At 71.9% G+C, this 24,319-nt stretch carries 25 protein-coding genes; 15 read left to right on the top strand and 10 right to left on the bottom strand.

From position 1 onward, the window contains the following. The first annotated feature begins 150 nt into the window (after window positions 1–150). Both ACZ45T_RS30585 and ACZ45T_RS30580 read left to right on the top strand, forming a co-directional pair. Window positions 151–1,275: a DUF5937 family protein gene (locus ACZ45T_RS30585; protein ID WP_468446979.1), complete on the top strand. Its 1,125-nt coding sequence runs from the start codon at window positions 151–153 to the stop codon at window positions 1,273–1,275. A 129-nt stretch (window positions 1,276–1,404) separates the two neighbouring features. Continuing rightward, window positions 1,405–2,952: a M28 family metallopeptidase gene (locus ACZ45T_RS30580; RefSeq protein ID WP_468446977.1), complete on the top strand. Its 1,548-nt coding sequence runs from the start codon at window positions 1,405–1,407 to the stop codon at window positions 2,950–2,952. A 296-nt stretch (window positions 2,953–3,248) separates the two neighbouring features. Here the strand turns inward: ACZ45T_RS30580 and ACZ45T_RS30575 are convergent, their stop codons facing one another. Beyond that, window positions 3,249–4,235, bottom strand: a complete 987-nt coding sequence (locus ACZ45T_RS30575; protein WP_468446975.1) for an SAM-dependent methyltransferase — start codon at window positions 4,233–4,235, stop codon at window positions 3,249–3,251. 107 nt (window positions 4,236–4,342) lie between these two features. On the opposite strand from ACZ45T_RS30575, the gene ACZ45T_RS30570 reads away from it, so the two are divergent. Continuing rightward, window positions 4,343–5,545, top strand: coding sequence for a sensor histidine kinase (locus tag ACZ45T_RS30570; protein WP_468446973.1), 1,203 nt, complete (start codon window positions 4,343–4,345; stop codon window positions 5,543–5,545). Window positions 5,546–5,562: 17 nt separating this feature from the next. Further along, window positions 5,563–6,240: a response regulator transcription factor gene (locus tag ACZ45T_RS30565; RefSeq protein WP_468446971.1), complete on the top strand. Its 678-nt coding sequence runs from the start codon at window positions 5,563–5,565 to the stop codon at window positions 6,238–6,240. A 419-nt stretch (window positions 6,241–6,659) separates the two neighbouring features. On the opposite strand, the gene ACZ45T_RS30560 is transcribed toward ACZ45T_RS30565, so the two are convergent. Continuing rightward, a complete protein-coding gene (locus ACZ45T_RS30560) occupies window positions 6,660–8,033 on the bottom strand; it encodes a PH domain-containing protein (protein WP_468446969.1) in 1,374 nt (457 codons plus the stop codon). Further along, window positions 8,030–8,521 carry a PH domain-containing protein gene (locus ACZ45T_RS30555; protein WP_468446967.1) on the bottom strand — a complete coding sequence of 164 codons (492 nt, stop codon included), beginning with the start codon at window positions 8,519–8,521 and terminating at the stop codon, window positions 8,030–8,032. Before ACZ45T_RS30555 ends, ACZ45T_RS30560 begins: the two co-directional genes overlap by 4 nt. A gap of 63 nt (window positions 8,522–8,584) precedes the next feature. On the opposite strand from ACZ45T_RS30555, the gene ACZ45T_RS30550 reads away from it, so the two are divergent. Genes ACZ45T_RS30550 through ACZ45T_RS30540 form a run of 3 tightly spaced genes read left to right on the top strand, consistent with a single transcriptional unit; the run spans window position 8,585 to window position 10,842 of the window. Next, complete coding sequence (locus ACZ45T_RS30550) at window positions 8,585–9,727, top strand: NADH-quinone oxidoreductase subunit D (protein WP_468446965.1); 1,143 nt, start codon at window positions 8,585–8,587, stop codon at window positions 9,725–9,727. Between the two features lie 21 nt (window positions 9,728–9,748). After that, complete coding sequence (locus tag ACZ45T_RS30545; RefSeq protein ID WP_468446963.1) at window positions 9,749–10,597, top strand: arylamine N-acetyltransferase family protein; 849 nt, start codon at window positions 9,749–9,751, stop codon at window positions 10,595–10,597. Window positions 10,598–10,626: 29 nt separating this feature from the next. Then, complete coding sequence (locus ACZ45T_RS30540; RefSeq protein ID WP_468446961.1) at window positions 10,627–10,842, top strand: hypothetical protein; 216 nt, start codon at window positions 10,627–10,629, stop codon at window positions 10,840–10,842. Window positions 10,843–11,298: 456 nt separating this feature from the next. On the opposite strand, the gene ACZ45T_RS30535 is transcribed toward ACZ45T_RS30540, so the two are convergent. After that, on the bottom strand, window positions 11,299–12,183 hold the full coding sequence (locus tag ACZ45T_RS30535; RefSeq protein ID WP_468446959.1) for an NAD(P)-dependent oxidoreductase: 885 nt from the start codon (window positions 12,181–12,183) through the stop codon (window positions 11,299–11,301). A 116-nt stretch (window positions 12,184–12,299) separates the two neighbouring features. Between ACZ45T_RS30535 and ACZ45T_RS30530 the strand changes: the two genes are divergently transcribed. Further along, window positions 12,300–12,908 (top strand): TetR/AcrR family transcriptional regulator, encoded by a 609-nt coding sequence (locus tag ACZ45T_RS30530; protein ID WP_468446957.1) that lies wholly within the window; start codon window positions 12,300–12,302, stop codon window positions 12,906–12,908. 54 nt (window positions 12,909–12,962) lie between these two features. Here the strand turns inward: ACZ45T_RS30530 and ACZ45T_RS30525 are convergent, their stop codons facing one another. From ACZ45T_RS30525 to ACZ45T_RS30510, 4 genes are all read right to left on the bottom strand, one after another. After that, window positions 12,963–13,994: a hypothetical protein gene (locus ACZ45T_RS30525; protein WP_468446955.1), complete on the bottom strand. Its 1,032-nt coding sequence runs from the start codon at window positions 13,992–13,994 to the stop codon at window positions 12,963–12,965. Between the two features lie 107 nt (window positions 13,995–14,101). Next, window positions 14,102–15,097 (bottom strand): ABC transporter substrate-binding protein, encoded by a 996-nt coding sequence (locus tag ACZ45T_RS30520; protein WP_468446953.1) that lies wholly within the window; start codon window positions 15,095–15,097, stop codon window positions 14,102–14,104. Between the two features lie 79 nt (window positions 15,098–15,176). After that, on the bottom strand, window positions 15,177–15,851 hold the full coding sequence (locus ACZ45T_RS30515; RefSeq protein WP_468446951.1) for an ABC transporter permease: 675 nt from the start codon (window positions 15,849–15,851) through the stop codon (window positions 15,177–15,179). 4 nt (window positions 15,852–15,855) lie between these two features. Continuing rightward, window positions 15,856–16,554 (bottom strand): ABC transporter permease, encoded by a 699-nt coding sequence (locus ACZ45T_RS30510; RefSeq protein WP_468446949.1) that lies wholly within the window; start codon window positions 16,552–16,554, stop codon window positions 15,856–15,858. Window positions 16,555–16,685: 131 nt separating this feature from the next. On the opposite strand from ACZ45T_RS30510, the gene ACZ45T_RS30505 reads away from it, so the two are divergent. Beyond that, window positions 16,686–17,648 (top strand): ABC transporter ATP-binding protein, encoded by a 963-nt coding sequence (locus ACZ45T_RS30505; RefSeq protein ID WP_468446947.1) that lies wholly within the window; start codon window positions 16,686–16,688, stop codon window positions 17,646–17,648. Between the two features lie 54 nt (window positions 17,649–17,702). Here ACZ45T_RS30505 and ACZ45T_RS30500 read toward each other — a convergent pair whose 3' ends face one another. Then, the gene (locus ACZ45T_RS30500) at window positions 17,703–18,812 is read right to left on the bottom strand and encodes an alpha/beta hydrolase (RefSeq protein WP_468446945.1); all 1,110 of its coding nucleotides are present in this window, start codon (window positions 18,810–18,812) and stop codon (window positions 17,703–17,705) included. A gap of 152 nt (window positions 18,813–18,964) precedes the next feature. Here ACZ45T_RS30500 and ACZ45T_RS30495 point away from each other — a divergent pair, with 152 nt between their 5' ends. The 6 genes from ACZ45T_RS30495 (at window position 18,965) to ACZ45T_RS30470 (ending at window position 23,882) form a co-directional block, all read left to right on the top strand. After that, window positions 18,965–20,815: a phosphatidylglycerol lysyltransferase domain-containing protein gene (locus ACZ45T_RS30495; RefSeq protein WP_468446943.1), complete on the top strand. Its 1,851-nt coding sequence runs from the start codon at window positions 18,965–18,967 to the stop codon at window positions 20,813–20,815. An 82-nt stretch (window positions 20,816–20,897) separates the two neighbouring features. After that, window positions 20,898–21,770 carry a dihydropteroate synthase gene (folP, locus tag ACZ45T_RS30490; RefSeq protein WP_468446941.1) on the top strand — a complete coding sequence of 291 codons (873 nt, stop codon included), beginning with the start codon at window positions 20,898–20,900 and terminating at the stop codon, window positions 21,768–21,770. Between the two features lie 25 nt (window positions 21,771–21,795). After that, on the top strand, window positions 21,796–22,239 hold the full coding sequence (locus ACZ45T_RS30485) for a nuclear transport factor 2 family protein (RefSeq protein WP_468446939.1): 444 nt from the start codon (window positions 21,796–21,798) through the stop codon (window positions 22,237–22,239). 130 nt (window positions 22,240–22,369) lie between these two features. Then, on the top strand, window positions 22,370–22,729 hold the full coding sequence (gene folB / locus ACZ45T_RS30480; RefSeq protein ID WP_360894955.1) for a dihydroneopterin aldolase: 360 nt from the start codon (window positions 22,370–22,372) through the stop codon (window positions 22,727–22,729). After that, window positions 22,726–23,334 (top strand): 2-amino-4-hydroxy-6-hydroxymethyldihydropteridine diphosphokinase, encoded by a 609-nt coding sequence (gene folK / locus ACZ45T_RS30475; RefSeq protein ID WP_468446936.1) that lies wholly within the window; start codon window positions 22,726–22,728, stop codon window positions 23,332–23,334. The genes folB and folK overlap by 4 nt, the downstream gene beginning before the upstream one ends. A gap of 59 nt (window positions 23,335–23,393) precedes the next feature. Continuing rightward, the gene (locus tag ACZ45T_RS30470) at window positions 23,394–23,882 is read left to right on the top strand and encodes a DUF3180 domain-containing protein (protein WP_468446934.1); all 489 of its coding nucleotides are present in this window, start codon (window positions 23,394–23,396) and stop codon (window positions 23,880–23,882) included. 46 nt (window positions 23,883–23,928) lie between these two features. On the opposite strand, the gene ACZ45T_RS30465 is transcribed toward ACZ45T_RS30470, so the two are convergent. After that, window positions 23,929–24,318 carry a hypothetical protein gene (locus ACZ45T_RS30465; RefSeq protein WP_468446932.1) on the bottom strand — a complete coding sequence of 130 codons (390 nt, stop codon included), beginning with the start codon at window positions 24,316–24,318 and terminating at the stop codon, window positions 23,929–23,931. Window position 24,319 lies beyond the last annotated feature (1 nt).

The raw sequence follows: 24,319 nt of genomic DNA, 5'->3' as shown, positions 1-24,319 counted from the left end.
GAGCCGGCGGGGCTGGCCCATCCAGCCCCGCCGGCGTTTGAGGCGCGAGGGTCCGGGGGCAGAGCCCCCGGCAACGGCGCCGCACCGAACCACCCGTCCGCCACCTCGCGCCCATCACTCGTCAGACAAGCACACCGGCAGAATGGCCTGATGAGCGTCACCATCGACATCGCGGGCCTGCCCACCGAGCGGATCTCGTTCACCCCCTCGCCCCTCGCAGAGCTCTGCATGGCGCTGCACGCGCTCTCCCAGCCCGCCCACCACCCCGGCCTCACCTCCTGGACCACCGCCACCGCCGCCTCGCTCGACGCGACCCTCGCGGAACGGCTGCTGGAGGGCGACTTCATGTGGCGGAGCTCCTTCTCCGACATCTTCATGGCCTTCGCCGGTACCCCCGGCGGCACGGGCCTGCCCGCCGCGACCCTGGCCGAGGAGCTCGACGTACTCGACCGGATGGACGACGAGCGGTTCGTGACGGCCGCCCTGGAGCACTGCTGGCTGGCGCTCTACGACGCGGGCGGCTGGCCCTCACCGCTCCACGACCCCGCGGCCCGGGCCAGGGCCCTGGAGACGGCCGCCGCCCGCGGCCCGCGCCAGCTGGACTTCTCCATCCGGCTGCTGGACGACCCCGCGGGCGTACGCGTGTGGTTGCGGCGGCTCCTGGAGGACTGCGACGAGGCCTTCTTCGCCGAGACGTGGAAGCGCGTCGAGCCCGGGCAGAGCGCCGACGCCCGGCACAAGACGGAGCTGCTGCGGCGCAAGGGGCTGCCGGCCGCGCTGAAGGAGGTCTCGTCGGCGCTGAGCGTCGACGAGGACCACACCACCATCACCGTCGACAAGATGCTCAACGGGTCGACGAGCGCGGCCGATCCCCGAATAGGCGCCGGCCTGGTCTTCGTACCGACCAACTTCGGCTGGCCGCATCTGCTCGTGCTGCACGCACCGGGCTGGCGTCCGGTGGTCCACTATCCGCTCGGCACCCCCGAACTGGCCTCCGCGCCCGGCTCGGTGGAGCTGCTCCAGCGGCGGATGGAGGCCCTGGCGCATCCCATGCGGATGAGGCTGTGCCGGAGTCTGGCCCGGGCGCCGTACACGACGAGCGAACTGTCGACCGTGTACGGGATCAGCGCGCCGGAGGTGTCACGGCATCTGGCCGTCCTGAAAAAGGCTGGTCTGACGCATACGCGACGCGAAGGCCGCTATGTCCAGCATCAGTTGGATCTGGCCGCGGTCGCACGCATCGGCTCCGACTTCATCGAGGGCGTCCTGCGCTGACGCCCACTCGCCGATATACGGAATTCATAAACCGGAATCAGCTAAAAGTCTGGCCAGGGTGGCTGGTTGCTGCTTAACGTGCGTCCACTGCTCCTCCCTGCTCGCACATTTGCCGTGGAAGGACCTTGCATGCCCTCACGCCGTATAGCCGCAGCAACCGCCGCCCTGGCCGCCGCGGCCCTTGTTTCACCTCTGCTGCTCGCCGGACCGGCCGGTGCCACCAGCCCGCAGAGCGATGCCGCCCGGGGTGACGCGCTGGCCAGGAAGCTGGTCAAGGACGCGACCGGCAAGGGCGCCTACAACCACCTGAAGGTCCTTCAGTCGATCGCCGACTACAACAAGGGCACTCGCGTGGCCGGCTCCAAGGGCCACGTGCAGTCGGCCCAGTACGTCGAGGCCGTGATGCGGGCGGCCGGCTACAAGGTCACGAAGAACGAGTTCGACTTCGTGTACGTCGAGACCATCGCCGAGAAGCTCACGGTGAACGGCTCGAACGGCCGCGACGTCCCGATCCACCTGATGTCGTACACGACGAGCACCCCGGAGGGCGGCATCACGGCCCAGGTCGCCGTCGCCCCGGTCGACGCGGACGGTACGAACGGCTGCGAGCCAGGCGACTTCGCCCCGGGCACCTTCACCGGCAAGATCGCCCTGGTCAAGCGCGGCGGCTGCACCTTCGCGGCGAAGCAGGCCAACGCGGCCGCGGCCGGCGCGGTCGGCGCGATCATCTACAACAACACCGCGGGCGCCCTCAACGGCACCCTCGGCGACCCGAACGCGGGCAAGGTCCCGACGGGCGGCGTCACCCAGGCGGAGGGCGAGAAGCTCGCCGCCGAGGCCGCGGCCGGCCCGGTCGAGGTCACCCTCGACATCCGGCAGCTGCGCGAGAACCGCAAGACGTACAACGTCATCGCGGAGACCCGTGGCGGCGACGAGAACAACACCGTCTTCCTCGGCGCCCACCTCGACTCGGTCGCGGCGGGCCCGGGCATCAACGACAACGGCTCCGGCTCGGCCGGCATCCTCCAGGTGGCGCAGCGCCTGGCGAGCAGCCAGTCGAAGATCAAGAACAAGGTCAAGTTCGCCTGGTGGTCGGCGGAGGAGTTCGGCCTGCTCGGTTCGGAGGCGTACGTCGCCGGGCTGACGGACGAGCAGAAGAAGCAGATCAAGCTCTACCTGAACTTCGACATGATCGCCTCGCCCAACTCCGCGTACTTCGTCTACGACGGCGACGACTCGGACGCGACCGGCGCGGGCCCCGGCCCGGAGGGCTCCGCCCAACTGGAGAAGGGGATCACCGACTTCCTCGACTCGAAGAACGTCCCGCACGAGGGCACGGACTTCTCGGGCCGCTCGGACTACGGCCCGTTCATCGAGGTGGGCATCCCGTCCGGCGGTACCTTCACGGGCGCCGAGGGCATCAAGACGGACGCCCAGGCCGCGAAGTTCGGCGGCCAGGCGGGTGTCGCCTACGACGTGAACTACCACGGCGAGGGTGACGACATCACCAACATCGACCAGAAGGCGCTCGACATCAACGTCGACGTCATCGCGGACGCGGTCGGCCACTACGCCTTCGACCTCGCCCCGCTGGCGAAGCCGGTCGTCTCGCAGCCGACGGACGGCACGGGCAGCGGCGGCGGCCTGCACGAGGGCCACGACGAGGTCCAGCAGTAACAATCGCCCGACCCGCCGGGCGAGGCCGACCACCGACCTCGCCCGGCGGCTCCAGCCCGGCCGGCAAATCCAGCCCCGCCGCACAGTCCCCGCCGGCGTTTGAGGCGCGGGGCCCGGGGCGGAGCCCCGATCCGTCGGCCCCGCCGCACAATCCAGCCCCGCCGGCGTTTGAGGCGCGGGGCCCGGGGCGGAGCCCCGATCCGTCGGCCCCGCCGCACAACCCAGCCCCGCCGGCGCTTGAGGCGCGGGGTCCGGGGCAGCGCCCCGGCAGCGGTGCCGCAGGGCCGCGTCAGCCGTCAGCCGGTCGTCGCCCCCGGCCAAGCCGCCCGGACGCCCACCGGCTGGCAGAGCCACAGGAAGTCCCCCAGCCCGCCGCGGGCGGTCAGTTCCGCCGCCTCGCCCGCGGAGGCCAGCCCCCGGACGTACGCCGCCGGATCGGCAGAGGCCAGGGCCAGCGGCGGCCGCGCCCCCGAGACGCCCAGAGCGGCCAGCGCCTCGCGCTGGGTCAGCAGGACCGACCCCGGCCCCGCGCACGCGTCCAGCGCCACGTGCGCGGTGACATCGCAGCTGCCGTCCGGGACCGGCCGCACCTCCCGGCCCGAGCGGAACCCCGTCAGGGTGCCGTACGGCGGCCTCGCCTCGCGGGTGTGGGCGTAGTCCACCGCCACGGCCAGGCCCCGCTCCAGGGTCCCGACGGCCGCCGCCCAGGCCTCGTCGCGCGCCCGGCCGATCTCCGCGCGGCCCCCGCCCGGCCACCACCGCTCCAGCCAGGCCCGGTCCGCGCCGTCCAGGGGACCGCCCGCGGTCTCCGCACCGTCCGGCGCGACCAGAACGTAGCGCCCGTCCTCCGCGACCTCCAGCGGCACGTTGTCCAGCCACTCGTTGGCGAAGAGCAGCCCCGTCGTCCGTTCGGGCGCTTCGGCGACCCAGCGGATCCGCGGGTCGGTCCCGGCGGGCCGCTCCGCGCGCTCCACGGCGTACGGCCGCACCCGCGCGGCCAGCTCCGGCTCCAGCGCGGCGAGCACCCCGGTCAGCAGCTCCCCGCGCCCGGCCCCCACGTCGACCAGGTCGAGGCCCGCCGGGTGCCCGAGCTCCGCGTCCACCCACCGCAGCAGCCGGGCCACGGCCCCCGCGTACAGGGGCGAGGCGTGCACCGAGGTGCGGAAGTGCCCGGCGGGACCCGGCCCGCCGGGACGCACGTAGAAACCCCCGGGCCCGTACAGCGCGGTTTCCATCGCGCTGCGCCACCGGACCGGAGCCGCGTATTGGCCCTGAGTGCTCATCCCCCCAAGGCTAAGGTCGGCCTCCACCTTCGGGAGTACACCCAGGACGTGAGGTTCGAACCTCTGGTTGACTCCAGCACCTATCACAGTTCCCTACTCTGGGTTACGTGCAGCGCCTCTACGACTTCCTCCGCAGACACCCGACGGGCGTCGACAGCTTCTGGGCTGTCCTCCTCTTCGGGTTCTCGATGCTGGACGTGGCGGCCGACAGCCCGACGAGCACCGCCCTGAAGCTCGCGACCATCCCCGTGGTCGTCGCGCTGAGCACCGCCGTGGCCCTGCGCCGCAAGTGGACGCAGGCGATGTTCTGGCTCAGCCTCGGAGCGGGCGGGTACCAGCTGGCCCTGGGCGTCACCATGGGCGTCTGGGACGTCGCCATGTTCGTCATCCTCTTCACCGTCGCCGCGAGCGACGTCCCGCGGTGGGTCTCCCGCACGGCCCTGGGCTGGGGGCTGGCCGCCGCCCCGCTCTACTTCCTGCGGTTCGGCGTGGACAAGGGCACGAACGACGTCGACAACGTCCTCTTCACCCTCTTCATGATCGTCCCGTTCGTCCTCGCCTGGGTTCTGGGCGACTCCCTGCGCACCCGGCGGGCCTATTACGCCCAGCTGGTCGAGCGCAACCAGCGGCTGGAGAAGGAGCGCGAGGCCCAGGCCAAGGTGGCCGTGGCCGCCGAGCGCGCCCGGATCGCCCGCGAGCTGCACGACGTCGTCGCGCACAACGTCTCGGTGATGGTGGTCCAGGCCGACGGGGCCGCGTACGTCATGGACGTGGCCCCCGACCAGGCCAAGGAGGCACTCCAGACCATCTCCGGCACCGGCCGCCAGGCCCTCGCCGAGATGCGCCGGCTGCTGGGCGTCCTGCGCACCGGCGAGCCGCAGGAGTCCGAGGACTACGTGCCGCAGCCGGACGTCGAACAGATCGAGGTACTGGTCGAGCAGGTACGGGCCGCCGGGCTCGCGGTGGACTTCGAGGTCGAGGGCGCGCCGCGGCGGCTGCCCAGCGGCGTGGAGCTGACGGCGTACCGGATCGTGCAGGAGGCGCTGACCAACACCCGCAAGCACGGGGGCCCCGACGCGAAGGCCAGCGTCCGGCTGGTCTACTTCGACGACGGGCTCGGCCTGCTGATCGAGGACGACGGCCGGGGCGCGGCCCACGAGCTGTACGAGGACGGCGGCGCGGACGGCGCCGGGCACGGGCTGATCGGCATGCGCGAGCGGATCGGTATGGTCGGCGGAACCCTGGACGCGGGGCCGCGGCCCGGCGGCGGCTTCCGGATCAGCGCACTGCTTCCCCTGAAGAAGAGATGACGAGGACGAGGTAACTGATGTCCATCCGAGTGATGCTGGTCGACGACCAGGTGCTGCTGCGCACCGGCTTCCGGATGGTGCTCGCCGCCCAGCCGGACATGGAGGTCGTCGCCGAAGCGGGCGACGGCCTGGAGGCGCTGGAGGTGCTGCGGGCCACGAAGGTGGACGTGGTGCTGATGGACGTCCGCATGCCGAAGCTCGACGGGGTCGAGGCCACGCGGCGGATCTGCGAGCCGGACGAGCACCCCAAGGTGATCATCCTGACCACCTTCGACCTGGACGAGTACGCCTTCTCGGGCCTGAAGGCGGGCGCGAGCGGCTTCATGCTGAAGGACGTCCCGCCGGCCGAACTGCTGGCGGCCATCCGCTCGGTGCACAGCGGGGACGCGGTGGTCGCCCCGTCCACGACGCGGCGCCTGCTGGACCGTTTCGCCCCGATGCTGCCGACGACCACGCAGGAGCCGCGGAACAAGGAGATCGAGCGGCTGACGGAGCGCGAGCGCGAGGTCATGCTGCTGGTGGCCCAGGGCCTGTCGAACGGTGAGATCGCGGCCCGGCTGGTGCTGTCGGAGGCGACCGTGAAGACCCACGTGGGCCGCATCCTGACGAAGCTGGGGCTGCGCGACCGGGTCCAGGTGGTGGTCCTGGCGTACGAGACGGGCCTGGTGCGCGCGGGCGGCGGACCGGCGGTCTAGTGCTGTGACCGGAAAGGTTCACCGGGTCACAGCACTAGCTCCGCCGGCTCGCCCCCCGGGCGCGCTCGCGTCAGCGGATCACGAACTCGCAGTTCGCGCCCGCCGGGCGGTGTCGAGACCGGCGTTGTCGGCCACGACGATGTCGAAGCCGTGGCCACAGACGATCCGGTCGAAGCCGCCGTTCTTGCTGACGATGGTGTCGTTGGCGCCACGGCCGTCGAAGGTGTTGGTGGCGCCGGACGAGGCGTTCCGGCCGTCCGGGCCGGTCAGTCGGTCGGCGCCGCCACCGCCGGTGATCCGGTCGTCGCCCGATCCGCCGTCGATGTCGGACGGGATCGGCGTCTCGTTGAGTCTCGAGTACGGTCATCACACGGTTACCTCACGTGCCGCAATCAACCCCTCGTCCGGCCCTGCGCGGCCTACGTCATCCAGCGGTCCGGCCGCGCCGACGCCCGGGACGTGCGGGCGCGGGCGGCCTGGGCGGCCAGCAGGGTGGTGGCCTCGGCCGCCGCGCGCAGGCGGGCCGTGACCGTGCCGTTCGCGCCGGTGTCCACGTGGACGTCGGCCAGGCCGCGGGCGCGGGCCCAGGGGCCCTGGGTGAGCCGGACGCTCTGCACCTTGGCGTGCGGGACGATCTCCGTACGGCGGCACAGACGGCCGTGCCGGGCCGCGAACACCTCGGGGGACACCGCCAGGGCGTAGCCCTTCCACCACACCGGGACCACCCAGCGCGACCCGGCCCGCGGGGAGCCGGAGAAGGACAGGGCGGCCAGGTCCACCCCCGGCAGCACCCGGGCGATCACGGCGTGCGCGGCGGCCCGCGATGCCACCGGGACCAGGACCTCGTTCTTCGAGCCCGCCACGGCCAGCTCCACGCGGACCCGGTCGCGCCGCCGCCACAGCAGCGGCTCCACGATCCGTACGGTCTGCACGCGCCCCGGCGGCACGGTCTCGTGGGCCCGGTCCAACAGCCCGTGGTCCAGGCGCAGCCCGTCCGGGGACTCGGCGACCCGCCAGTCGTACTCCGCGAGGAAGCGGCCCGCGGTGCCCGCCCAGACCGCGCCGAGCAGGGGGAGCAGGGCGACGACGGCCGCCCACGGGCTGGCGCTGACCCACCACAGGACCACCGGACCGACGACCCCGCCGGCCAGGGCCGCCAGCACGCCGAGGCTGAGCAGCAGCGATACGGCGAGCTCGCGCGGGCTCACCCGCAGCAGCTCCCGGTCGGGGGCCTCGCCGAGGCGCACGGCCTCCTCGGGGGCGAAGCCCGCCGCCCGGGCGAGGAGCTCGGCGCGCAGGGCGACGGCCTCCTTCTCGCCGAGGAAGGCCAGCTGGTCCTTGTCGTCGGTGCCGATGACGTCGAGGCGCAGGGAGGCTACGCCGGTCAGCCGGGCCAGCAGCGGCCGGGTGACGTCCACGGCCTGGAGCCGGTCGAGGCGGATGTGCGCGGTGCGCCGGAACAGCAGCCCGCTGCGGATGCGCAGTTCGGTGTCGGTCACGGCGTAGTGGGTGAACCACCAGCTCAGGAATCCGTACACGCCGAACACCAGGACCAGGCCCGCGAGCACCGCCAACCGCAGGAGGGCGGACAGGTCCGACACCCATTCCGTGGCCCGGTCGCCCTGCTGGGCGACCACGCCGACGGTCGCGGCGATCGGCACCCAGGCGCGCCGCAGCGGGGTGAAGGGATGCAGCCGACGGCCTGCGGCGGGCTCGGCGGCGGGCACGGCGACGAGGTCGGCGGCGGGGCCGGCGGCGGGCAGCGGGTCGTCGCCCGCCGAGCCGGCGGTCACAGGCCCGCCGACCTTGCCTCGCCGAGGGCGGTGAGCCGGTCGCGCAGCCGCTCCGCCTCGGCCGGCGCCAGCCCGGGGATCTTGGCGTCGGTGGCCGCGGCCGCCGTGTGCAGCTGTACGGAGGCCAGGCCGTAGCGCCGCTCCAGCGGGCCGGAGGTCACCTCGACCAGCTGCATCCGCCCGTACGGGACCACGGTCTCCTCCCGCCACAGCACACCCCGGCTGATCAGCAGGTCGTCCGCGCGCTCCGCGTACCGCCAGGACCGCCAGTTCCGGCCGAGCAGCACCCAGCCCCAGGCCAGGACCGCCGCCCAGACCAGCGCGAACGCCGCCCACACCGGGCCCACGACCAGGCCGAGCACGACACCGGTCATCACCGCGAGGAGGACCGTCCAGAGCACCAGCAGCATCCGCCGCAGAGCGAGCAGCCCACCCGGAAGCCCCACCCACTCGGGCGACGCCGTCTCACCCACTGTCCCCGTTTCCATCCCTCCACAGTAGGGGGGTGGCCTGCCGCTCAGGCCACCCCCTTCGGCTGAGACAATGCCCGCATGACGGAGACCACGGTCGGCATCGGCGGGGCGGCGGAGAGCACCGACATGGTGCTCAACATCGGCCCCCAGCACCCTTCCACGCACGGCGTGCTGCGCCTGCGCCTCGTCCTGGACGGGGAGCGGATCGTCAGCGCCGAGCCCGTGGTCGGCTATATGCACCGCGGCGCCGAGAAGCTCTTCGAGGCGCGCGACTACCGGCAGATCGTGATGCTCGCGAACCGCCACGACTGGCTGTCCGCGTTCTCCAACGAGCTCGGCGTGGTCATGGCGGTCGAGCGGATGCTCGGCATGGAGGTCCCCGAGCGGGCCGTGTGGATGCGGACCCTGCTGGCCGAGCTGAACCGGGTGCTGAACCACCTGATGTTCCTCGGCTCGTACCCCCTCGAACTGGGTGGAATCACCCCGATCTTCCACGCGTTCCGCGAACGCGAGGAGCTCCAGGCCGTCATGGAGGAGATCTCCGGCGGCCGCATGCACTACATGTTCAACCGCGTCGGCGGCCTCAAGGAGGACCTCCCGGCCGGCTGGCTCGGCCGGGCCCGCGCCGCGATCGCCGACGTCCGCACCCGGATGGACGTCTACGACAAGCTGGTCCACGGGAACGAGATCTTCCGCGCCCGCACCCGCGGTGTCGGCGTCCTGTCCGCCGAGGCCGTGCACGCGTACGGGGTCTCCGGCCCGATCGCCCGCGCCTCCGGCGTCGACTTCGACCTGCGCCGCGACGAGCCGTACCTCGCCTACGGCGAGCTCCAGGACGTCCTCAAGGTGGTCACCCGCCCCGACGGCGACTGCCTGGCCCGCTTCGAGGTCCTGCTCGACCAGACCCACAACGCGCTCGACCTCGCCGTGGCCTGCCTGGACCGGATGGCCGAGCTCCCCCCGGGCCCGATCAACCAGCGCCTGCCCAAGGTCCTGAAGGCCCCCGAGGGACACACGTACGCCTGGACCGAGAACCCGCTCGGCGTCAACGGCTACTACCTCGTCTCCAAGGGCGAGAAGACCCCGTACCGCCTCAAGCTGCGCAGCGCCTCCTTCAACAACATCCAGGCCCTGGCGGTGCTGCTGCCGGGCCAGCTGGTCGCGGACATGGTGGCGATCCTCGGCTCGCTGTTCTTCGTGGTCGGGGACATCGACAAATAACCCGCCTACTACGCTGGCCAGATGATCTTTGGGATATACACCGACTATCTGCGCCGACTCGGGATCGCCGACCACGGATCCCCTTCCGTCGAAGGGCTGTTCGCACTCCACCGCGCCCATCTGGAGCGGGTTCCCTTCGAGAACACCGACATCCAGCTGGGCCGGCCGCCGGGCATCGACCCCGAGCTGTCCGTGAGCCGTCTCGCCGCCGGGCGGGGCGGGTACTGCTTCCACCTCAACGGTGCCTTCGCAGCGCTGCTGGAGCACCTCGGGTACGACGTGACGCGCCACGTCGGCGGGGTGTACGAGGATCTGGACGCCCGGGGCGTGAGCGGCGACCACCTCACCCTGACCGTACGGATCGACGAGCGGTCCTACTTCGTGGACGTCGGCCTGGGCGACGGACCCCTCGAGCCGCTGCCGCTGCGCGAGGGCCGGTACGAGCAGGGCTTCGAGTACGGCCTGGAGCCGCTGGCGGGCGCGGAGGGCGACGACGCGGGCTGGACCTTCCGCAACGACAAGAGCCCGTTCCAGGTGATGAACTTCCGCTCGACGCCGGCGTCCATGGCCGATTTCGCCGCCGAGCACCTGCGGCTGTCCACGGCCCCGGACTCCCCCTTCATGCAGTCCTTCTTCATGCTGCGGCGCGACGCCGGGGGCGTGCACCGGCTGCACGGCAAGGTGCTGCTCCACATCGACACGGACGGCGGGCAGAGCAAGCGGGAACTGGCTTCGCAGGAGGAGTTCTTCGACGCCGTCGCCACCGTTTTCGGGCGGGAGCTCGACGACCTGACCCCCGCCGACCGGGCGTCGCTGTGGGGCCGGGTGGAGCGGACGCACGAGGAGTGGCTCGCCTCCCAGCAGGGCTGATGTCGGTGCGGCAGGGCAGACTTGGGGGCATGTCCCATTCCCCCCGCCGGGCCTGCCCCTCCTGCGGCCGCGACTGCGCCGTCACGGCGGGCCGCATCGCCCGCCACGATCCGCCCGCCGGGCGGGGCCGCGGCGACCTGGTGTCCTGCCCGGGCTCCCGGGCCCGGGTGGTGCTCGGCGCGAGCGCGCCGACGCTGGACGGCTTCGTGCTGTCCGAACACCCGGGGCAGCTACCGCTGTTCTGAGCCGGCTGCGGCCCGGTGGCCGCGCCTCAAACGCCGGCGGGGCTGCATTGTGCGGCGGGGTCGGAGCCGGGGGGTGGGGGCGCGGGGCCGCCGGGGGGTGTCTCCTCGGCTTGCGAACCTTGGCGGAATCCGAGAAGTGGCGGGGTGGTTGGTTCGCCGCGCCTGCGGGGACACCCCCCGCCGTCCCCGCACCCCCACCCCGGGCCGATCCACCCCGCCTCGTACAGGGGGGCCGTGGGGCGGGGACACTGCGGGGGCTCCCCGCAGGCGCGGCGAACCAACCACCGCTCCGGGCTCCGACCCCGCCAAGGTTCGCAAGCCGAGGAGAGCCCCCGCAGGGGCACCGCCCCACCCCGAAGCCACCGACCTGGGTGATCCGGCCGCACAAACCCAGCCCCGCCGGCGCTTGAGGCGCGGGGGTCCGGGGGCAGGGCCCCCGGCAGACGGCCCGCAGGGTCAGATGCCCAGCAGCCCGATCAGGCGCGAGCTGCTGTCGGCGCCGAAGCCGGCGTCGACCCCGCGCCGGTAGAGCTCGGCGTGCGCGGCCAGGATCCCGGTGTCCACACCGGAGTCGGCGGCGGTGTGCAGGACGTGCTCGACGCTCGCCGCGCACATGGCGAGGCGCTCGTACGCGCCACCGTGCTCGTCGGCGTCGATGAGCGGGGCGCCCTGCGTGTAGAAGCCGCGCATGCTGTCGGCCGTGGGGCCGGCGTACGGGAGGATGTCGGCCGCCGTCAGGCCGTTGGCGCGGGCGACGGCGAGCGCCTGGTACCAGCCTGTGTAGGCGGTCCAGAAGAGGATCATGTTGAGCTGGTAGTAGAGCTGGGCGTGGCCGGGGTCGGTGCCCCGGAAGTCGCTGGCGGCGAGCACGTCGATCGCGGCGCGGTGACCTTCATACACCTCCCGCGGGCCGCTGATGAAGACGGAGGAGCCCTCCTGGCCGATGCCGGTCGGCGGCACGTTGACCCCGCCGGTGAGGTACGAGGCCCCGCGCTCCTCAGCCCACCGGGCGGCCTTGCGGGCCTGGTCGGGGACGTCCGAGGACAGGTTGATCAGCACGCGGCCGGCGAGGTCGGTGTCGCCGAGGGTGGCGTACATGGCGTCCACGTCGATGAGGCTGAGCACGGTCAGGGTGCTCGCGGCGACGGCCTCGGCGATGGTCGTGGCCCGCCGCGCCCCGCGGGCGACGAGCTCGGCGTCCTTGCCGGCACTGCGGTTCCATACGGTGACCTCGTACCCGGCGTCGAGATAGGCGGCGGCCATGGCGCGGCCCATGGGGCCGAGTCCGACGACGGTGATGGCGGTGCCGGTGGCGCCGGACAGGTTCGGTACCTGGTTCATGACGGTGTTCTCCCCAAACGAATCGCCTAGAACGAACGCTCTATCCAGCGCTCGGAGCGACCGTAGCACGGACTAGAACGAACGCTCTATCCAGAATCGGCGGTATGATCGCGCCCATGGCAGCAGCAGCTTCAGCTTCGGCTTCGACGAAGACAGGACCGGGAACGCGCGACCGGCTGGTCCGCACCGCCTCCCGCCTCATGCAGCACGGCGGTTACGAGAGCACCCCGGTCAAGCAGCTCGTCCGCGAGGCGGAGGCCACCCTGGGCTCGCTGTACCACTTCTTCCCGGGCGGCAAGCAGGAACTCGCGGTGGAGGCCATCCACTTCGGCGACCACGAGTTCGCGGAGGTGCTCCGCGCCGGCCTGGCCTCGCACCCCGACCCGGCAGCGGCCGTGGAGGCGGTGGCGGTGCTGCTCGCGCAGGCCCTGGCGGCCTCGGACTGGCGGGACGGCTGCCCGGTGACGGCGACCGCCCTGGAGACGGTGGGCCGCCTCCCGGACCTTCAGGAAGCCTGCGCCCGGGCGTTCGCCAACTGGCAGCACCTCGTGGCCGCGAAGCTCCTGGCCTCGGGCCTCCCGGAGCCGGAGGCCCGCGATCTGGCGGTGACCGTCATCAGCACCCTGGAGGGCGCCGAGATGACCGCCCAGGTGACCCAGAGCCGGACGCCGCTCCTGCTCGCGGGCCGGCACCTGGCCCGGCTGGTGGGCTCGTACACCGCCTGACCTGGCAGCGGGCCCACGGGACCGGCCCACAGGACCGGGTCTGCGCGAGGGGGCCTACGAGATCGCGGTGCGGAGCCGGGCCACGTCGATCGGCTCGGTCTCGTCGTGCGCCGTCAGGTCGATGACCTGGCCCACCGCGCGGGTCTCGGGCGTCGCCGCCTTGGCCGTGTCCTCACAAACCGCCGGCTCGGCGGGCGTCTGGGCGGACTCCGCCTTGTGGACCGCGAGGGCCTCGGCACCGACCACGTCGGCCAGGTCCTCGTTCTGGACCGCCTCGATCACCGCGCGGGCCTGCGCCGCGTTCTTGGTGCCGAAGAAGTCGAAGCCGCCCTCGACACGGGAGGCCGTACGGCGCTGGGCCGCGTACGGAGCCACGGCCGAAGCCGTACGGCGGGCCGGGAGCGCGGCCGCCGAAGCCGTCGAAGCCGCCGGAGCCGCTGCGGCCGACGGGCCCACAGAACCGGCCGGGCCGGCCGGACCGGCCACGGGCAGCTCCCGCGCCTGCCCCTTGCGGGCCAGCGCGTCCAGCGCCGCATGGGCCCGGGCGTAGCCGACCGAGGTGGGCGCGCCCGCGGAGTTGCGCTCCTCGGAGACGGCGGGAAGTTCCTTCGGCGCGGGGGCCGGGGACGCGGCGGCCTCGATGGCCAGCAGCCGGCGGCCCTCCAGGGCGCTGGCGCGCTCGGTCTCGGCGGTCGCGTACCGCCGCAGCAGCGACGCGTGCTCGCCCCGCAGCCCCGCCAGTTCGACCCGCTTGGCGCGCAGCTTGGTGTCGAGCTTGGCCCGCAGCATCCGGGCCTCTTCGAGGTCGGATTCGAGCTCGGCTATGCGCTCGTCCGTCTTCCACTCGTCCTTGACCCGCTCGCGCGCGAGCTCCGCGACGCGGCGGCCCGCCGAGCGGTCCCAGGCGCGCATCACGACGGCGCCGGCGACCCCGGCGGCGGCGGTGACGGCCACGAGCAGCCTCAGTGCCATCGGCTCCGCGAGCAGCCAGGCCGCTCCGGCGCTGGTGACGGACACGCCGGCCACGGTCGTCGGCGTGAGCAGCCGGTGCAGGGGTTCGGGATTGCGGTGGCGTCCACGGGGCATGGCCCGAAATTTACAGGGCGTGGAGGTCTAGTGCAGTACCTGCCCGGCAATCTCTTGTCCCTCTTCCCGGGCAGGTACTCCACATTTCTCCATCAATCCCGTGACGGCTACTTCTTCAGCAGGCCCTTGGACTGCAGATAGGCCTTCGCCACGTCCGCCGGCTTGGCGCGCTCCGCGTCCACCTTCCGGTTCAGCTCGACCAGGTCGGCCGTCGTCAGCACCTTGGTCAGCTTGTCGAGCGCGGCCGCGACCTCCGGGGCGCCCGCGTCCTTGGCGTTGACCACCGGCAGCACGTTGTCGGCGTTCTGGAGCTTCTTGTCGTCCTCCAGCAGGACCAGGCCGTAGCTGTCGAGCGTGGCGTCCGTGGTCGTGGTCAGCACGAGCTGGTCGGCGCCGTCCTTGACCGCCTGCTTGGCCTGCGGGGTGCCGACGCCCTTCGGGTCAATACCGGAAACCTGAATTCCGTATGTCTTCGTCAACCCCGGGGCGCAGAACGGCCGGACGGAGCATTCGTCGCCCGCCGCGATCTTCACCTTCAGTCCGGACTTCCCAAGATCGGAAAGAGCCTTCAGGTTGTTCTTCTGGGCGAATTCCCTGGACACGGCGAATGCGTTCTGGTCGACCGCCGCCCCCGCGGGCAGCGCCTTGAGGCCGAGCGGGCCCGCGAGCTTCTCCAGCGCCGCCACCGTCGCCGCGACGTCGCTCGACGCGACCGGCTTCTCCTCGGCCGCCTTCGAGCCGTTCACCTTGGCGTTGAGGAACTCCGCGAGCGTGGCCGCGTACTCCGGGACGACGTCGATCTCGCCCTTCTCCAGCGACGGTTCGTACAGCTCGCGGTTGTTGACCGTCTTGATCGACGTGCTGTAGCCCGCGTCCTTGAGGGTCTGCGCGTACAGCTCCGCCAGCACGTTCGACTCGGTGAACCCGGCCGCGCCGATCACCAGGCTGCCCTTGTCGCCCCCCGAGCCCGAGGAGGACTCGGGGGCGGCGGCCGAGCCGCCGTCCTTGCTCTTCTCCAGGCTGTCGCCGCCGCACGCGGCCAGCGACACCGTCAGGGCGAGGGCGCCCAGGGACGCGCCGAGGACGCGCGTGGTCTTGGTCATGGAGATACTCCGTTCGAGGCGATGGACAGGGATCAGCGGAAACGGACAGGCATCAGAGGCATCAGCGGCGTCAGCAGCATCAGCGGGACGTCGCGGGCCGCGGCAGCAGCCGGTCCGCCGCCACCAGCGCGCCCTCCACGAGCAGGGCCAGCGCCGCCACCAGCAGGGCGCCCGCGACGACCTGCGGGGTGTTGTACGTGTTGAAGCCGGCGGTGATGATCCGGCCGAGGCCGCCCTGGCCCACCATCGCGGCGATCGTGGCCGTGGCGACGACCTGCACGGCGCCCGAGCGCAGCCCGGTCATCACCAGACCGCGCGCGAGCGGGAGTTCCACGCGCAGGAAGAGCTGGCGGCCGGACATGCCCATGCCCCGGGCGGCCTCCACCACCGAGCGGTCCACCTCGCGCATGCCGACGTAGGCGTTCGTCAGCAGCGGCGGTATGGCGAACAGCACCAGTGCGGCGATCGTCGGCAGATAGCCCGCGTTGCGCAGCGGGGAGACCATGAACAGCGCCAGCACCGCGAAGACGGGCACGGCCCGGCCGATGTTGGAGACGTTGACGGCGAGGGCGCCGCCCTTGCCGAGGTGGCCCAGGAACAGGCCGACGGGCAGCGCCACCGCGCAGGCGATCGCCAGCGCGACCCCGCTCACGTAGACGTGCTCGCCGAGCCGGTGCCAGACACCGCTCTCCCCCGACCAGTTGGCGCCGTTCGCCAGCCAGTCCCAGGTCTCTCCCAGTACGCCCACGCCCATGGCCTCAGGCCCCCTTCCCCGAAGCGGCCGGCCGGGCGCCGGCCCGGGTCCACGGCGTGAGCACCCGCTGTATGCCGAGCAGCAGCAGGTCGGCCACCAGCGCGAGCAGCACGCACAGCACGGAGGCGGTGAGCACCTGGGCCTTGAAGGAGCTGTTCACGGCGGGGGCGATGAGGTTGCCCAGCCCGCCCTTGCCGACGATGGAGCCGACCGTGGTCAGCGCGACCGTCGAGACCGTGGCGATCCGCACGCCGGCGAGCAGCGCGGGCAGCGCCAGCGGCAGTTCGACCTGCCACAGCAGCCGCCCCGGGCCGTACCCCATGCCGCGCGCGGCCTCCCGTACCTCTTCGGGGACGGCTTCCAGCCCGGCCAGCACATTGCGGACCAGGATGGTCAGCGAATACAGCACCAGCCCGGTCACCACCAGCGCGGCGGACAGTCCGAAGAACGGCAGCAGCAGGGAGAACATGGCCAGCGAGGGAATCGTGTAGAGCAGGGTGGTGAAGGCCAGAACGGGCGCCGCCCAGCGCCGGCCGCGGCGGGCCAGCAGGGCGAGCGGCACGGCCACCGCGAGGCCGATGAGGACCGACACGCCCGTGATCCAGACGTGTTCGAGGGTGGCGTCGGTGAGCTCCTGGGAGCGGGAGGAGACGTAGTCCCAGCAGATCCAGTCGTTCGCCACCAAGCAGCTCCGCGCGGCCATGCTCCTCACCCCCGTTACCGAACACATGTGGGATCGACCTTAACCCCCGGCACTGTCAATGGCCGGAATCCTTCGCACATGGGCAACAGGCCGTTCACAAACCGGTCGACGCGGTAGGGAAGGATGGCGGGGTGATCCGATTCGAGCACGTGACCAAGCGGTACCCCGACGGGACGACAGCCGTCGAGGACCTGTCCTTCGAGGTGGCGGAGGGCGAGCTGGTCACGCTCGTGGGACCGTCCGGCTGCGGCAAGACCACCACGATGAAGATGGTCAACCGCCTCATCGACCCGACCTCCGGCCGGATCCTGCTGAACGGCGAGGACATCGCGGCCGCCGACCCGGTCGAGCTGCGCCGTCGGATCGGCTACGTCATCCAGCAGGTCGGGCTGTTCCCGCACAAGACGGTGCTGGAGAACACGGCGACCGTGCCGCAGCTGATCGGCACTCCGAAGGCCAAGGCCCGCGCGCGGGCGGCCGAGCTGCTCGAACTGGTGGGGCTGGACCCGGCCGTGTACGGGGGCCGTTACCCGGAGCAGCTTTCGGGCGGGCAGCGCCAGCGCGTCGGCGTGGCCCGCGCGCTCGCCGCCGATCCGCCGGTGCTGCTGATGGACGAGCCGTTCGGCGCGGTGGACCCGGTGGTGCGCGAGCGCCTGCAGAACGAGTTCCTGACGCTGCAGAAGACGGTGCGCAAAACGATCCTGCTGGTCACGCACGACCTGGAGGAGGCGATCCGGCTCGGCGACCGCATAGCGGTCTACGGGACGGGCACCATCGAGCAGTTCGCCCGCCCGGCGGCGGTGCTCGGGGCGCCGGCCACCGCGTACGTGGCCTCCTTCGTCGGCTCCGACCGGGGGCTCAAGCGGCTCGCGGTCACCGCGGTCGAGGCGGCCGACCTGGCGGCGGCGGACGGGAAGGCCCCCGAGTCGGCGGTGGAGTTGGGGGCGACGCTGCGCGAGGCCCTCGCGGCCCTGCTGCAGGAGGACTCGGGCCGGATCGGGGTCACGGACCCGGACTCCGGCGCGCTGGTCGGCGTACTGACCCCGGAGGGCGTCCACCGGGCGCTGCGCCGGGCCCATCTGCAGGAGGCATGAGAAAGGGCCCGACCGGAGTCGGGCCCTTTCACCTGCTGCCGGGTCGCACGGCCGTCAGGCCTGGATGCGGCCGCTCATCCACATCAGCATGGGCGGGATCTCGCGGCGCCACGTGTTGAAGTTGTGGCCGCCGCTGTCGAGGATGATCGAGGAGACCCGGTCCGGGCCCTTCACCTTCTTGATGAACTTCCGGGTGTCGCCGAGGTTCGGCTCGCCCTTCTCGCTGCTGGTGACGAGGAAGGACGTACCGCTCGGCTTCTTGTTCTCGATGCTGTGCAGGACGTTCGCCCGCTTCTTCAGCTGCTCGTCCCCGTGGAACAGGTCGCCGGTCGTCGGGTCGTCCGGGGCGTCGTAGTACGCGGACAGGCCGGCGGCGGCGCCGAAGGTCTCCGGGTAGTGCGCGGCGATCTTCAGGGCGCAGTAACCGCCGGTCGAATTACCGATGAAGCCCATGTTCTCCGGCTTCTTGCCGACCCGGAAGGTGTCCTGGATGGCCTGCGGCAGGTCCTGGCCGAAGAAGGTCTCGGTCTGCGGGCCACCGGGTATATCGACGCACTCGGTGTCACGCGGCGGCGCGATGGTCGGGCGCAGCATGACCAGGATCATCGGCTTCATCTTGCCGGCCTTGGACAGGCTGAAGGCCTTCATGGGGTAGTCGAGCCCTTTGATCAGGTTCTCGGCGGTGCCCGGATAGCCCGTCAGCACGATCGACGCGGGGAAGTTCTGGTCCTTGTTCTGCGGCTGGAAGTACTCCGGCGGGAGCCACACGTAGCCGGGACTCGTTATCTTCGACTTCTGCCCCGTTATGGCAACCTTCAGGATCTGACCGCCGACCTGCGGCTTGGCACCACCGGGCACGTCAAGCTTCTGCTTGTCGATGACCTTGATGTCCTTGCTGTTCATCGAGTGGTCGACGACCTTGCCGATGGACGTCTCCTGGCCGAACAGGTCGGCCCAGGAGCCGTAGAAGAGGAACGACTTGTTAGCCGCGAGCCCCACAGCCGAGAACAGTGCCAGCTGCGTCGCCAGCAGGAGCCCGATCCGGCCGGTGATTGCGCGCCAGGTGCGGCCCGAGAGCTTCGGCCAGAGCCAGACCGTGGCCGCGAACAGCAGCACACCGGCGAGGATGGCCAGCGCCAGAACCGTAGTACTCGTGAGACCCATGAGACGTCAGTCGACTTTCTGGTGGCAGGACAGTTTTTTTCCGACGAAAGAGTGAACCCGCTCCTCGTCGATGTCGTCCTAAGGGACGCACCACACACCGGAGGCTGTCGCAGTCTTCGGCCACATGATCTCTCGCGGAGCAACGGGAAGCGATGTCTAGCAGGATAGATGGCGATAAGTCGGGACAGGTTCCGAGCGGGGTCCGCCGAATCCTCCGAGGCCCACAGCCGGAGTCGGTGCCCGGCCTGGTAGGTACGGCCGTCATGATCGTCGGCCTTCTGGACATCGCGGCGGGTGTCTTCCCGCGCTTCCGGTACAGCCGGATCCACGCGGTCGCCGAAGTGCTGCCGGTCTTCGGACCCTTCGCGGCGGCCCTCGCCATCAGCGCGGGCGTACTGCTCCTGCTGCTCGCGCACGGCCTCAAGCGCCGCAAGCGCCGGGCCTGGCGGGCGGCGGTCGTGCTGCTGCCGGCCGGGGCCGCGGCGCAGTTCGCGTACCGGCACTCGATCGTCGGCGTGGTCATCGCGGCGGCGCTCTTCGCGCTGCTGCTGCGCCACCAGGGCGAATTCAAGGCGCTGCCGGACCCGCGCAGCCGCTGGAAGGCCCTCACCAACTTCGTACTGATGAGCGCCGGATCCATCGGGCTGGGCCTGGTCATCGTCAACTCCCACCCGAACCGGGTCGTCGGCAACCCCGGGCTGTCCGAGCAGCTCAGGCACGTCGTCCAAGGCCTCTTCGGCTTCGAAGGTCCCGTGGACTACGCCGGAAAGGTGTCCTGGACCGTCGGATACTCCCTCGGCGCCCTCGGCATGCTGACCGCCCTCACCACCATCTACCTGGCCTTCCGCCCCGAGCACCCGGCCGCCCGGCTCACCGCCGACGACGAGACCAAGCTGCGCGAGCTGCTCGCCAAGCACGGCGGCCGCGACTCGCTGGGCCACTTCGCGCTCCGCCGCGACAAGGCCGTCGTCTTCTCCCCCAGCGGCAAGGCCGCCGTCACCTACCGCGTCGTCTCCGGCGTGATGCTCGCCTCGGGCGACCCCATCGGCGACGTCGAGGCCTGGCCCGGCGCGATCGAGCGGTTCATGGAGGAGGCCAAGGCCCACTCCTGGACCCCGGCCGTCGTGGGCTGCAGCGAGACCGGCGGCGAGGTGTGGACCCGCGAGACCGGTCTGGACGCCTTGGAGCTGGGTGACGAGGCGATTGTCGATGTCAAAGACTTCTCCCTCTCCGGCCGCCCCATGCGCAATGTCCGCCAAATGGTGAAGCGCATCGAGCGCAACGGCTACACCACCAAGGTCCGCCGGGTCAGCGAACTGACCGAGGAGGAGCTGGAGCAGGTGCGCGGCGCCGCCGCGGCCTGGCGCGGCACCGACACCGAGCGCGGCTTCTCCATGGCTCTGGGCCGGGTCGGCGAGGAGGGCGACGGCGACTGCTTCATCGCCACGGCCCACCGCATCGAGGAGGGCGACACCAGCCCGTTCGGTGACCTCAAGGCCGTCCTGCACTTCGTGCCGTGGGGCAAGGACGGCATGTCGCTGGAGCTGATGCGCCGCGACCGCGCCGCCGACCCCGGCATGAACGAGCTGCTCATCGTGGCCTCCCTGGAGGCCTCCCCCGCACTGGGGATCGAGAAGGTCTCGCTGAACTTCGCGATGTTCCGCGCGGCCCTCGCCCGCGGCGAGAAGATCGGCGCCGGCCCGGTGCTGCGGATGTGGCGCAACCTGCTCGTCTTCCTCTCCCGCTGGTTCCAGATCGAGTCGCTCTACAAGTTCAACGAGAAGTTCCGCCCCCGCTGGGAGCCGCGCTTCATGGTCTACCGCACCCACCGCGACCTGCCCCGCATCGGCTTCGCCGTGATGCAGGCCGAGGGCTTCGTCACGCTGGCCCTGCCCCGGCTGTTCGAAAGCCGTCGCCGTCCCAAGCCGGTGCGCACCTGCGCCCACACCCACACCGCCGCCAAGGTCCCCGCCCAGACGGAGCGCGAGGTCCAGGCCGCGTAGCGGTCCGTACGGTCTCCAGGGCCCCGGCAGCCGACAGGCGCCGGGGCCCTGGCCAATCCAGGTCAGCCCTACCCTTGGACCTATGAACACGAAGCGCGGAGCCACCGGCAGGGGCCGGGTCGCAGGTCTGCCCGAGTGGGACCGCTGCGCGGTCATGGGCGTCGTCAACGTCACCCCGGACTCCTTCTCCGACGGCGGCCGCTGGTTCGACACCACCGCGGCCGTCAAGCGCGGCCTCGACCTCGTCGCCCAGGGCGCCGACCTCGTCGACGTCGGCGGCGAGTCCACCCGCCCCGGAGCCACCCGGGTCGACGAGGAGGAGGAGCTGCGCCGGGTCGTCCCCGTCGTGCGCGGCCTCGCCTCCGAGGGCGTCGCCGTCTCCGTGGACACCATGCGCGCGGCCGTCGCCGCCCGGGCCGTGGCGGCCGGTGCCGTACTGGTCAACGACGTCAGCGGCGGACTCGCCGACCCCGGGATGATCCCGGCCGTCGCCGCCGCCGAGGTGCCCTTCGTGGTCATGCACTGGCGCGGCTTCAGCGCCGGCATGAACAGCCTCGCCGTCTACGAGGACGTACTCGCCGAGGTCACCTCCGAGCTCCGGGCCCGCATCGACGCCGTCGTGGCCGGCGGCATCGCACCCGAGCGGCTCCTCGTCGACCCCGGCCTCGGCTTCGCCAAGAACGCCGAGCACGACCTGGCCCTGGTCGCCCACCTGCCCGAGCTGCGCGCGCTCGGCTTCCCGCTGCTGGTCGCCGCGTCGAGGAAGCGTTTCCTCGGCCGGGTCCTGGCCGGCACGGCCGACGCCGCCCCGCCGCCCGCCCGCGAGCGGGACGCCGCCACCGCCGCCGTGTCCGCCATCGCCGCCCACCAGGGCGCATGGGCCGTACGGGTGCACGAGGTACGGGCGACCGCGGACGCGGTTCGGGTGGCCCGCGCCGTGGAAGGGGCACTCTGATCCCCGCAACCCGAGAAGGAGCCACGTGAGCAGAACCGACATCGAAGCGGTCGAAGAGGTGAACACGGCCTTCTACGAGGCCATGGAGCGGGGGGACTTCGACACACTGTCGGCGCTCTGGCTCGAGGACGAGATCTCCTGCGTACACCCCGGCTGGCCGGTGCTCTCCGGCCGCGGCGAGGTGCTCCGCTCGTACGCGCTGATCATGTCCCACACCGACTACATCCAGTTCTTCCTCACCGACACCAAGGTGGCCGTCATAGGTGACACCGCCCTGGTGACCTGTACGGAGAACATCCTCAGCGGCGGCCCCGCCGAGGACGGCGGAGAGCTCGGCCCGCTGGTCGGCCAGCTGGTCGTCGCCACGAATGTGTTCCGACGCACATCCGAGGGCTGGCGGCTCTGGTCCCACCACGGTTCTCCCGTCCTCACCGAGTCCGACGAAGAGGACGAAGAGGACACCTCCTGACCCCCTCGGGCGGGGTCCCGGATATTTCGCAGGTAAATTCGAAGACGGACGACGCCGACCGCACTCGGCGTAGGCCCATGGTTTCGGGGAGTCCCGGACCGGAAGCACCTACGAAACAGGAGTGATTCGCGTGGATCGTGTCGCGCTGCGCGGCCTCAAGGCTCGCGGGCACCACGGCGTCTTCCCCCGGGAGCGCGAGGAAGGCCAGACCTTCATCGTCGACCTGGTGCTGCACCTCGACACCCGCCCCGCGGCGGCCGGAGACGACCTGGCGAAGACCGTGCACTACGGGGTCGTCGCCGAGGAGGTCGTCGACGTGGTCCAGGGAGAGCCCGTCGACCTGATCGAGACCCTCGCCGAGCGGATCGCCCAGCGGTGCCTCAAGCACGAAGCGGTGGCGCAGGTGGAGGTCGTCGTGCACAAGCCGGACGCGCCCATCACCGTCCCCTTCGACGACGTGACCATCACGATCACCCGGAGCCGCGCATGAACAACGGACTGAACGCTCAGAGCGACCCCACCGTCCAGCCGGTACCCGCCTCCGTCGTCGAGACGGTCGACGCGGCGGACGTCACGCTGTCCAACCCGAAATGGGCCGTCATCGCGCTCGGCGCGAACCTCGGCAACCGGCTGGAGACCCTGCAGGGCGCCATCGATGCCCTCGGCGACACCCCGGGCCTGCGGGTCAAGGCCGTCTCCCCCGTCTACGAGACCGAGCCGTGGGGCGTCGAGCCCGGCTCGCAGCCCTCGTACCTCAACGCGGTCGTCCGGGTGAAGACCACCCTGCCCCCGTCCTCGCTCCTGGAGCGCGCCCACGCCGTCGAGGAAGCCTTCGACCGCGTGCGCGAGGAGCGCTGGGGCCCGCGCACGATCGACGTCGACATCGTCGCGTACGCCGACCGGGTCTCCGACGACCCCGTCCTCACCCTCCCGCACCCCCGCGCCCACCAGCGCGCCTTCGTGCTGGCCCCCTGGTACGACATCGACCCGGAGGCCCAGATCCCCGGCCGCGGCCCGGTCACCGCACTCCTGGCCGAAATCGGCCTGAGCGGCGTGACGCCGCGCCCCGACCTGGAACTCCACCTCCCGGAGTAGTCGTTGGTTAGCCTGTGGACTGCTGACGGATGGCAGCGCAGAAAGCGGGGAACAGGCAAGTGAAGCAACTGAGGCCGGCGGTCCTGGCGGGCATCTTCGTGGTCGCCGGGGTCCTGTCCTGGGCGGGCGCCCGCCTGTGGAACGCGTACGGCACGCTGCCGGGCGTCCCCCTGGCCGCGCCGATCGTCCTCGGGGTGATCGCGGTCGTCCTGCTGGCCACGGCCCTCTCGCTGCGTTCCCGCCTCAGGGCCCAGCGCGAGCGGCGCCCGGGGGCCAAGGGCGTGGAGCCGCTGATGGCGGCCCGCGCGGTGGTCTTCGGGCAGGCCAGCGCCCTGGTGGCGGCGCTGGTGGCGGGCATGTACGGCGGCGTGGGCGTGTTCCTGCTGACCGACTCCCTCGACGTACCCGCCCGCCGCGACCAGGCCTGGTACGCCGGCTTCTCGGTCCTGGCGGGCGTGGCGGTCATCGCCGCCGCCCTCTTCCTGGAGCACGTCCTGAAGCTCCCCGAGGACGACGACCAGGCCCCGGAGGCCTCGGCCCGGGCGTAGGTCGCCGGGTTTTTCCAGGCGCCGGGTCCCCGGGCGCCAGGGCCTGTCAGAAGGCCTTGAGGCGCTCCCAGAGCGGCAGGTGCAGCTCCCCCAGCTGGGGCCAGTAGGAGACCTCCAGGGTCGCCAGGTACCCCGTCACGAACAGCAGCACCTCGGCGACATGAGCCCCCTCGGTGCTGCTCAGCGTCCCGGTGGCCACCACCGGATCCCGGTCCGTGACCGGCGCCTCGGGCACCGCTGATTCGTCCACCCGCAGGGACATGCTGGGGCAGCAGGTGCACCAGGGAGTCATCTCCGCGTGGGGGATCTGCGCCCGGTAGGCCCGGCGCTGCTCGTCGTCCCCGTGCAGCAGCAGCTCCAGGCACCGCCGCACGTCGTCGCTGAGCGGCCGCCAGTCCTCCGGGGGGTGGTGCGGGTCGGTCGCGCTCCCCGGCACC

Source organism: Streptomyces sp. NPDC030995 (genome assembly GCF_055571215.1).
The sequence above is the reverse complement of the archived record's forward strand: the minus strand, read 5'-3'. Positions and strand labels throughout refer to the sequence as shown.